At 37.9% G+C, this 4,233-nt stretch carries 5 protein-coding genes and 1 pseudogene; all 6 read right to left on the reverse strand.

The genetic code is table 11. The annotated features are described in order from the left end of the window. Positions 1-105: 105 nt before the first annotated feature. Complete coding sequence (locus tag BHE89_RS10700) at positions 106-639, reverse strand: DedA family protein (protein ID WP_286146071.1); 534 nt, start codon at positions 637-639, stop codon at positions 106-108. Between the two features lie 58 nt (positions 640-697). Continuing rightward, positions 698-1,519: an energy-coupling factor ABC transporter ATP-binding protein gene (locus BHE89_RS10705; protein WP_069369038.1), complete on the reverse strand. Its 822-nt coding sequence runs from the start codon at positions 1,517-1,519 to the stop codon at positions 698-700. Continuing rightward, entirely contained in the window at positions 1,503-2,348 is an 846-nt protein-coding gene (locus tag BHE89_RS10710) for an energy-coupling factor ABC transporter ATP-binding protein (protein ID WP_069369039.1), read from the reverse strand. Before BHE89_RS10710 ends, BHE89_RS10705 begins: the two co-directional genes overlap by 17 nt. Continuing rightward, the gene (locus BHE89_RS10715; RefSeq protein ID WP_069369040.1) at positions 2,339-3,043 is read right to left on the reverse strand and encodes an energy-coupling factor transporter transmembrane component T; all 705 of its coding nucleotides are present in this window, start codon (positions 3,041-3,043) and stop codon (positions 2,339-2,341) included. Before BHE89_RS10715 ends, BHE89_RS10710 begins: the two co-directional genes overlap by 10 nt. A 2-nt stretch (positions 3,044-3,045) precedes the next feature. Then, positions 3,046-3,627, reverse strand: coding sequence for an ECF transporter S component (locus tag BHE89_RS10720; RefSeq protein WP_069369041.1), 582 nt, complete (start codon positions 3,625-3,627; stop codon positions 3,046-3,048). Between the two features lie 77 nt (positions 3,628-3,704). After that, positions 3,705-4,134, reverse strand: a pseudogene (locus BHE89_RS10725) (PPC domain-containing DNA-binding protein). Positions 4,135-4,233 lie beyond the last annotated feature (99 nt).

Genomic DNA, 4,233 nt, shown 5'->3' on the forward strand with positions numbered 1-4,233 from the left:
TATTAAAAAATAAAATGAAAAAATTGGGAGATCAGAGAATCGATAAATAATAGGATAAAGAAAGAGAAAAATAGACCCATTTAGCGTTAAGAGAATGAGTAAGGTTCAGTAGTTATGACGGATCTTTATAGAGCAATAGAAAGTACGCCTGTCGCAATTCAGTACAAACATGGCTGACCAAATTAATGCAGAAATAGCACTGGTGATATAAATACCGTATATAGGTAGTTTTAATAAACCAGCACTAAAGGGTGTTAAATAACGAAACACGGCAAGAAATCGGGAAATAAATAAAATATAGTGAGTTTTATTTTTCAATAGTTGTTGAACGCGATTAATTTTTGACTGATAACGTTTAACCCATGCTTTAAGTCGAGGAAATCGATAAATAGAACGACCTAATTCATAGCTAATAATTGAACCTAATAAGGCTCCAAAACTGGTTGCTAACCAAAGAAAGATAGGAGAATAAAGAGGTAAACAGGCACCAAAAATAAAGATCAGCATTAAAGAGGCTGGAGGCAAGAATGAAGAAATACCAATAGTCGATTTTCCTGCTGTGATTACTGTAATAAAGAGAAAAAGTGTAATAGGAGATAAATGACTCAATGAGTCTAATAGGGTGTGAATCATTTCCATTTTATTATCTCCTACCACATATAAATAAATACAATTATAGAAATAAACCTTAAGATTATTATGAGTTAATTTTATGATTTTTATTCATTTCAATGAGCATTGTAGCCCATTCAATGGGAGAGTTTTTAATCGGTAATTTTAATTTTTGGCTTAATGAGTATAACGTAGGCGCAGGTATATCTGAAAGAGATTGCAGAGTTGAGCTCATTAATACATTTTCAGGCGCGCCATCAGCAATTAATTTGCCTGAAGATAAATGGATAACTCGCTGAAAATGGCGTGCCGTAAAATCAAGATCATGACTAATAGCAAGAACCGAAGTGCCTGCTGTTTTTTGTACCTGAAGCCAGTTCTCAAAACAAGCTAACCAATGTGCGTCGAAATCGCGAGTCGGTTCATCAAGCAGTAATATTTGAGGTGATAGAATACTCAAACTGGCAACAGCAACCATTCTGCGTTGCCCTGCATGTAGATCTAAAGGATGAACATCTGCGACATCACTTAAACCACAAAGTACTAATGTTTCATCTACTCGTTTTTTAATCTCTTCTTTAGAAAATTTGCGTTGTTTCAGACCAAAAGAGACTTCTTTTTCTACGGTGTTATGAAATATTTGTCGTTCAGGCTCTTGGAATAATACACCAATATATTGGGCGCGCTGCTCGGCTTTCATTTGAGATAATGGCTGATTATTCAGTTTTATCTCACCTTCATTAGGCGTTAACAATCCTGCAATTAAACGTAATAAGGTGGATTTACCGGCACCATTATCACCGACTAAGGCTATCCATTCTCCTTGATTTAACCTTAATGATAATTGAGAAATACAAGGTGGAACATCATTGCTCCAGCGATAAGTGACATTATTGAGCTGTAACATAAAATTCCTTAAACGCATTAAGCAAGGCTTTATCATTATTCACAATATTCTTATTCCAATGATGATTTTCAATTAACCAATTTAAAGCTTGCCATGCATCTGGAGCATTAATGGTTGTAAATAAGAAAGGAAATATATCTTCTAAGCTACCTGCTGCTTTTGTTTTTCCTGCTTCTAACAATAAAAATTGTTCACTAAGCGTTATTGCGGGCAATAGGTTGCGTTCAAAAATAATCACACTACATTGACACGCTTGTGCATACTGTTTAATGCGCTGTTGTAATTGCTCTGTTGCATTGGGTGTTAAACGACTAAATGCTTCATCAAGTAGTAATAACTTAGGGCGCATAGCAAGTGCACTGGCAATCACAACACGTTGAGCCTCTCCGCCAGAAAGGGTTGAAGGGGAGCGAAAACGTAAGTATTCACATTGCGTTAATGCCATGGCTTCTTTTACTCGGAATTGAATTTCATTATCGCTCAACCCCAAATTTTCGGGGCCAAAGGCAATTTCTTGCTCTACGGTGAAGGCACATCCTGATAGTTGTAATTGTGGTGATTGTTGAATAAGTTGTCGCCCTGGAGCTAGCGACACTAATCGGCTTTTATCCAGAGCAATGTTTTGTACTCTACCTAAGCCTTGTACCGAGCCTGTTAATAAATCGGGATACCAACCTGCGAGTAATTGGGCTAGAAGACTTTTTCCACTACCATTACCGCCCAAAACAACAAGCCATTCCCCTTGTTTTAATTGGAGATCAATAGGACCAAGAATAGGCTGTGTGTTGTCTTTAGGGGTAAAACTAAATTGCTGAAGACTTAGTACCATAGCCAAATAGCTCCTTCAACAAAGATAAGCAGTAAAATAAGATAGCGTAACATTTTTTGTAGTGGTGAATCGGTAGGAGATGAAAGCGTGGTACGTTTTGCCATAATACGAAACCCTCGCATATCTAATGCAGCGCTTCGAATGGTTAAATCACTTAATACATGACTAATAAGAGGCAGAATAATCGCGGGTAATGTGATGAGTCGTTGCCAGAATGATCCATCAAGGGGGACACCTCGTGCTAATTGTGCTTCTTTTATATTGTGTAATTGTTGGCGCAATTGTTCTACAAGTAACAAAGGTCCTGCTAATAAATAGGAAAGACTCATGGGTAAACGGCTAGCAAATAACGCTCTAATAAATTGTTCTGTTGACGTGTATTGCAACCACAATTGAGCGCCACTTATTATTGCTAATAATCTTAGCCATAGTGTTATTGCCATAGTTTGCTTACTGGTATTTAAAGGTTCACCTGTTAACCAATAAGCTAACCAGCCACTATGGACTAACCATAATCCGATTGCCATGGGGATCATCAACCAAGCAATAAAACGCCAACGCCAGCGAGATGCTTTCCAAATCAATAAGCTAATAAAAATACCACTGCTGATTATCAGCAGTGGTAAACCTAATGATAAAAAAAGCACACTAGCACTTAACCCAAGCCATAATGCTAATGAGGTAAATGGATGCATTGTCAACGAACCTTGGCAATCGCTGGGAAATTACGTTGTGTTCGTTGTGGTAACTGACGTACTAATAACCAAGCGATAATTGCTGATAAGATTTTATCTGCGAGATTGACGCCTAATACAGTAATGGCAACAGACTCAATAAGCCCTTCACCCACTGCATGGAAATAAGCAACAAAGAAATCCGCACCGCTACCTGTTGCGCCACCAAATAAATAAGTACGAATTGGAACGGCGACAATCGTTAATGCTAAAGTAATAATAATACCTGAGCCAATAACACGAATTAATGAACGAAAACCACCAGCACGCGCTAATAAACCTGCACTCAATCCTATCATCATAGCAACCGGTGCAAATGCAGCAGCCATTGGGCCACTTATTAATCCCCACAAGAGGTTGGTTAATAATCCCGTAAATAATGCAACCCATGGACCGCCTAATAAGGCGCAGATAAGCGTACCAATAGAGTCTAAAAAGATAGGAAGTTTGACCATTGAGGTGATTTGACCACCGATCATATTAATTGCAATAGAAACAACAATGAGCACAAGCGTACGGCTCGAAATTAGAGGAGTTGTAGACATAGTTTAAAAACCTTTACAAAGGATAGTGACTATTGGTTTTATTATTTTGCGTCAATAACGTTCTTTCTAGAATAAGGTTATTGCCGCGGTGTGATGACCAACTCCTCATAACCAGAGTGTTCACAAGGCTGACGGCTAAAAGTCACTTGCTCTAACTCACCAATAACGAGTTCTAGCGTCGTGCGCACTGTACAACCTGGCATCATATGTCCACCACACATTAATCCATTTTCATCTGAGACAGCTAAATGTAAATGTTCACCTTGCTCATCTAATGTTCCAATAAGTGAAACAATCTCAAATTGACCGGTAAGATAGCGATTATCTTCACGTCCTGCAAAACGTAATACCACATTTGTTAAACTTCCCACACAACCTGCAATAAATGCCGATTTCAGTTTTTTTTTCTTTAATAATCTGTCGTAATGCGATGATCACATCCTCATTAGGGTGAAGACGAAGTGCAATAAAGCGGGCATGAGAAGAAAGAGGAGGCGATTGTAGCATGGTATTATCCTGAAGATTAATAAGGATTTGAATTTATTCACGAAATAGGTATTGATAGATTTTCGTTAAATCTAGAATATCTCCGCTTTATTATTCATG

Origin of the sequence: Shigella sp. FC1967 (assembly GCF_001743005.1) — a bacterium.
Lineage (GTDB): Bacteria > Pseudomonadota > Gammaproteobacteria > Enterobacterales > Enterobacteriaceae > Proteus.